Here is a 4,907-nt window from a genome sequence, read left to right as displayed (position 1 = left end):
GCCGCTGGCGACCATGTTTTGGGCGGCGACGCCCTCGAGCGAACGGCTAAGAAATCCAGGTGAGAACCGATTCGACCATTGCGCCACTCGTGTCACAAGAGTTATGTATGGTGATCTGGTTCACCGAGCTAACAGAAAGTGGACCCAGCTCACACATCTAGGACGGTCGAGTGCGCATAGGGGGAAGCCGGGGTGAAAGCCCCGCCGCCGCGTCTGTGCGGCAGCGAGCACTTCGGAACACGCGCAAGCCAATTTTCGGCGTGGCAATGATTGCTCCATTGGTCTTCGCGGGGGCGGTCAGCGCAGCGGGACCCACGCTTCCGATCCGAATGCCCCCCAGGCACGCCGCCGTCACCCCGGTGGCCGCGGTCTCCCCGACCTTCCCCGATCTCACCGGGCCTGCCGTCGTCGCGATGGAGCGCAATCCCGCAGCCTTCCACGTCGCCGGGCCCGCGTTGTCCGCTCCGCCGCCAGCCATGATCGTCAATGCGCGCGGCGCACTGGGCATTCCGAGCATCGCGCTTGCCGCATACCGCAATGCGGAACAGAAGATGGCCGTCGCCGCGCCGGGCTGCGGCGTCAGCTGGAACCTGTTGGCCGGGATCGGACGCATCGAATCGGGCCACGCCGGCGGCGGTGCGGTCGACTCACGCGGCACCGCGATCACCCCGATTTACGGGCCGTCCCTGGACGGTTCGCTGCCCGGCAACGAGACCATCATCCAGAGCAGCGCCGGCAACCGCGTCACCTACGCACGCGCGATGGGGCCGATGCAGTTCCTGCCGGGAACCTGGGCGCGCTACGCCTCCGACGCCAAGGGCGACGGCGTGGCGGATCCGCAGAACATCTTCGACTCCACCCTGGCGGCCGCTCGGTACCTGTGCAGTGGCGGACTCAACCTGCGTGAGCAGTCGCAAGTCTTGACCGCGATCCTGCGCTACAACAACTCGATGCCCTACGCGCAGAACGTGTTGGGCTGGGCGGCGGCCTACGCCACCGGCGTCGTGCCGGTCGACCTGCCGCCGATGACCGGACCGCCCCCGCCGCTGGGCGACGCACACCTCGAGCACGCCGAAGGGCTCGGCCCCAACCTGCCGATGAACGTCAACGGCCTGCCGCTCGACGACCCGCTGGCGCGCATTCCGCTGATCGACTTGAGTAGCCCGGGGCTCCCCGGTTCGCAGCCGATGTTCCCGTGGATGACCCCCACGCCTGCGCAGGCGCCGGCCCGAGTTCCTGGTTGCACGGTGATCTGCATCGGTTCGCAGGGCACGCCGCCCGCGACTGCGCCACAGCAGTTCGCGCCGCAACAGCCGTTCGCGCCGCCCGCGACTGCGCCACAGCAGTTCGCGCCGCAACAGCCGTTCGCGCCGCCCCAGCCGTTCGCGCCCCCGGCGCCACCGCCGTTCGGCGCGCCGTCCCCGGATGCCGGCCCACCGCCAGCGCCCCCGGCCTCGGCGCCAACGCCTCCGGCCGCCGGACCCTCGCAGGCCGCGCAGGCACCCAAGTCCGCCGCCCCCTCGGGCGCGGCGCTCGGCGCCCCCAAGCCGAAGCAGCCGGGACCGGGTCCGGCCAGCTAACCAGCCAGCGGCGAGCGCATGCGCGGCGAAGGGTCGCCGCCAAACCGCATCATTGCGCACGCCTACACTCGGCGGTGATGTCCCGCCATGACTCTTCCGATTCAGCAGCCGACCTGAGCGCGGCTATCCGCACCGCCCTGGGCAAGGTGATCGACCCCGAACTGCGGCGTCCGATCACCGAACTCGGCATGGTCAAGAGCATCGAGGCCGAGCCCGACGGCGCGGTGCATGTCACGATCTACCTGACCACCGCCAGCTGCCCGAAGAAAACCGAGATCAGCGAGCGCGTCAGCCAGGCGGTCGCCGACGTCCCGGGCACCGGCGCGGTAAAGGTCACCCTGGACGTGATGAACGACGAGCAGCGCACCGAGTTGCGCAAGCAGTTACGCGGCGATGCCCGCGAGCCGGTTATCCCGTTCGCGCAACCGAATTCGCTGACCCGGGTTTATGCCGTCGCGTCCGGAAAGGGCGGGGTCGGCAAGTCCACCGTCACGGTCAATCTGGCGGCGGCGATGGCGACCCGCGGACTATCAGTCGGTGTGCTGGACGCCGATATCCACGGCCACTCGATCCCCCGGATGATGGGCACCACGGACCGGCCCACCCAGGTCGAGTCGATGATCCTGCCGCCCATCGCGCACGAGGTCCGCGTCATCTCCATCGCCCAGTTCACCGAGGGCAACACCCCGGTGGTTTGGCGCGGGCCGATGCTGCACCGCGCGCTGCAGCAGTTCCTGGCCGATGTCTACTGGGGCGACCTGGACGTGCTGCTGCTCGACTTGCCGCCGGGGACCGGGGACATCGCCATCTCGGTGGCGCAGCTGATCCCCAACGCGGAGATCCTGGTGGTGACGACGCCGCAGTTGGCCGCGGCCGAGGTCGCCGAGCGGGCCGGTAGCATCGCGCTGCAGACCCGCCAGCGAGTCGTCGGTGTGGTGGAGAACATGTCCGGGCTCACCCTGCCCGACGGCTCCACGCTGCAGGTGTTCGGTGAGGGCGGTGGCCAGCAGGTGGCCGAGCGGCTCTCCCGGGCGGTCGGCGCCGACGTGCCGCTGCTGGGGCAGATCCCGCTGGACCCCGAGCTGGTGGCAGCGGGCGATTCCGGCACGCCGCTGGTGCTCAGCGCTCCCGATTCGCCGGTCGGCAAGGCGCTGCGCGGGGTGGCCGACAGCTTGTCGGCGCGCAAGCGCGGGCTCGCCGGCGTATCGCTCGGACTCGATCCGACCCGGCGCTGAGGAAGCGCGACTAACGGCGGCCGCGGCGCTCGGTGTCGTTCAGGTCGCGTCGGTGTCGAATGGCGTGTGACCCGCGGGCTGCTGTTCGGCCGCCATCGCCTGGCCGTTCGCCGCGCCGTCCTCCGACCGCGGGGCCTGCGGCGGCGCGCCATTAACCGGTTTGTCGAAGCTGCCGGTCAGGAATGAGTCGTCACCGTCGAGCAGATGCTTGGTCAACGCCGCACGCGGAGTCATGCCCCGTAGCTTCTGCAGTTCGCTGAGCGGAACGCGCAGATCGTCGAACTCCGGTCCGAGGTCCTCGCGCAGCTGATTGGTCACGCCGCTGAGGTAGTCACGCGCCTGCCGCAAGGCGTTGGATGTCCACCGGATTGCACCCGGCAGCCGCTCCGGCCCGAGGACCACCAGCCCGACCACCACGAGGACGAGCATGTGCTCCCAGCTCAGGCTGCCGAACATCAGCTTTGGTCAGGGTCTGGTCTGACGGTCAGCGTGACGTGCCGGCCATCGCGGACGACCTCGATCGGCGAATCCTGGCCGACGGTCAACTGCCTCACGGCGACGACGAACTCGTCGGCGTCGGCCACCTTGCGGTTCCCGACCTTGACGACGACGTCGTTCTCCAGGATTCCGCCCTTTTGCGCGGGGCTACCCGCCTTCACGTTGGCCACCTGGGCACCGGAAGCGATTGCGTTGCTCACCGACCGCGTGCTGACCCCCAACGTCGGATGCACGATCTTGCCATCCTTGATCAGCGTCTCGGCGACCTGCTTGGCCTCGTTGATCGGGATCGCGAAGCCGAGCCCACTTGCGCTGTCGGACAATGACTTACCCGCGGTGTCGATGCCGATCACCTGCGAATCCATGTCGATCAGCGGACCGCCGGAGTTCCCGTGGTTGATCGACGCGTCGGTCTGTAGCGCGTCGATCACCGTGTCGGTATCCGACCCCTCCCCCGACAGCGGCACCGGTCGGTGCAGCGCGCTGATGATGCCGTGCGTCACGGTGCTGCGCAGGCCCAGCGGCGCACCCGCGGCCAGGACTTCGTCACCCACGCGCACCTTGTCGGAATCGCCGAGGCGCGCCACCGACAGATTGTCGACGTTGTCGACCTTCAGCACGGCCAGGTCGGTCTTGGGGTCGCGGCCCACCAGGTTCGCCGGCACCTCTTTGCCGTCGTTGAACACCACCGTCGTCTTGAACTGGCTGGGGTTGTTGGCCGCCTCGGAGATGACGTGGTTGTTGGTGACGATGTAGCCGCGGCCGTCGATGACGACGCCGGAGCCCTGCATGCCCTCTTGGTCGCTCTTGGATTCGATGGTCACCACCGAGCCCGCCGTCGCGGCCGCCACCTTGGCGAAGCGTCCGGCCGGGCCTTCGCCGTTGCCGTTGGTCGACAGCGTCACCTTGGAGGTGGTGAACGCCTCGGCGACCTCGGCCGTCTTGCGACCGATCACCCCGCCGAGCATGCCGATGACCAACGCGATGAGCAGCAACACCAGCAGCGCGAGGTAGGACACCTTGCCGCCGAACAACACGTCGCGCACGCCCAGTTTGCCGCCGTAGCCCAGCGCGGTCCCGGACCGCGAGGGCGCGACCGCCGGAGTGCCCAACGCCGCCGCGGCCCCCGGGTCCCGCCAGGGATCGTCGAGCTCGTCGGGCTCCGCACCGTCTTTCTCGGCGGCCAGCGCGTTGGCGTCCACCGGGTGGCGCTGCAGCGAGTCGGGGCTGCCGTCCGGACGGTGGAATGCCTCCTGCAATACGGGGTCAGCCGGTCGGTCGCTCGGCCGGAATTCGGCCTGGTCACGGTACTTCTGCGGGCGGACCCGTTCGGCGACGAACGACCCGCGCAGGCCTGCGGGACGACCGAACTCCCGGCTCGAGGCGGGGTCGACCGGCGGACGCGAGATGGGCCGCGGCGCTAAGCGGCTGCCGCTGTCTTTTGCTTGGTAAAGGCCTGTCTCGAGCGCTCAAGTAGAGGATCCAAAGGGATAACGTGACCTCCGACCAAGGCTACGACCAAGCAAAAGACAGCGGCAGCCGCTTAGCGCCGCGGCCCATCTCGCGTCCGCCGGTCGACCCCGCCTCGAGCCGG

The 4,907-nt window shown here is 69.3% G+C and carries 4 protein-coding genes; 2 read left to right on the top strand and 2 right to left on the bottom strand.

Annotated elements, in window-relative coordinates; all coding sequences use genetic code 11:
• Positions 1-170: 170 nt before the first annotated feature.
• Entirely contained in the window at positions 171-1,580 is a 1,410-nt protein-coding gene (locus A5652_RS09020) for a lytic murein transglycosylase (RefSeq protein ID WP_197513856.1), read from the top strand.
• Between the two features lie 77 nt (positions 1,581-1,657).
• Positions 1,658-2,815 (top strand): Mrp/NBP35 family ATP-binding protein, encoded by a 1,158-nt coding sequence (locus A5652_RS09015; protein ID WP_156745229.1) that lies wholly within the window; start codon positions 1,658-1,660, stop codon positions 2,813-2,815.
• Between the two features lie 39 nt (positions 2,816-2,854).
• Here A5652_RS09015 and tatB read toward each other — a convergent pair whose 3' ends face one another.
• Together tatB and A5652_RS09005 are read right to left on the bottom strand one after the other, a co-directional pair.
• On the bottom strand, positions 2,855-3,271 hold the full coding sequence (gene tatB / locus A5652_RS09010) for a Sec-independent protein translocase protein TatB (RefSeq protein ID WP_067349455.1): 417 nt from the start codon (positions 3,269-3,271) through the stop codon (positions 2,855-2,857).
• The gene (locus tag A5652_RS09005; RefSeq protein ID WP_197513858.1) at positions 3,271-4,722 is read right to left on the bottom strand and encodes a S1C family serine protease; all 1,452 of its coding nucleotides are present in this window, start codon (positions 4,720-4,722) and stop codon (positions 3,271-3,273) included. Before A5652_RS09005 ends, tatB begins: the two co-directional genes overlap by 1 nt.
• Between the last annotated feature and the right edge of the window lie 185 nt (positions 4,723-4,907).

Origin of the sequence: Mycobacterium sp. 1165178.9, assembly GCF_001673555.1 — a bacterium.
Taxonomy (GTDB): domain Bacteria; phylum Actinomycetota; class Actinomycetes; order Mycobacteriales; family Mycobacteriaceae; genus Mycobacterium.
This window is presented reverse-complemented; position numbering and strand designations above follow the sequence as displayed.

Excerpts from the sequence above, each read along its gene's own strand:
- A5652_RS09015 (WP_156745229.1), top strand. The coding sequence starts at position 1,658 with ATGTCCCGCCATGACTCTTCCGATTCAGCAGCCGACCTGAGCGCGGCT.
- tatB (WP_067349455.1), bottom strand. The coding sequence starts at position 3,271 with ATGTTCGGCAGCCTGAGCTGGGAGCACATGCTCGTCCTCGTGGTGGTC.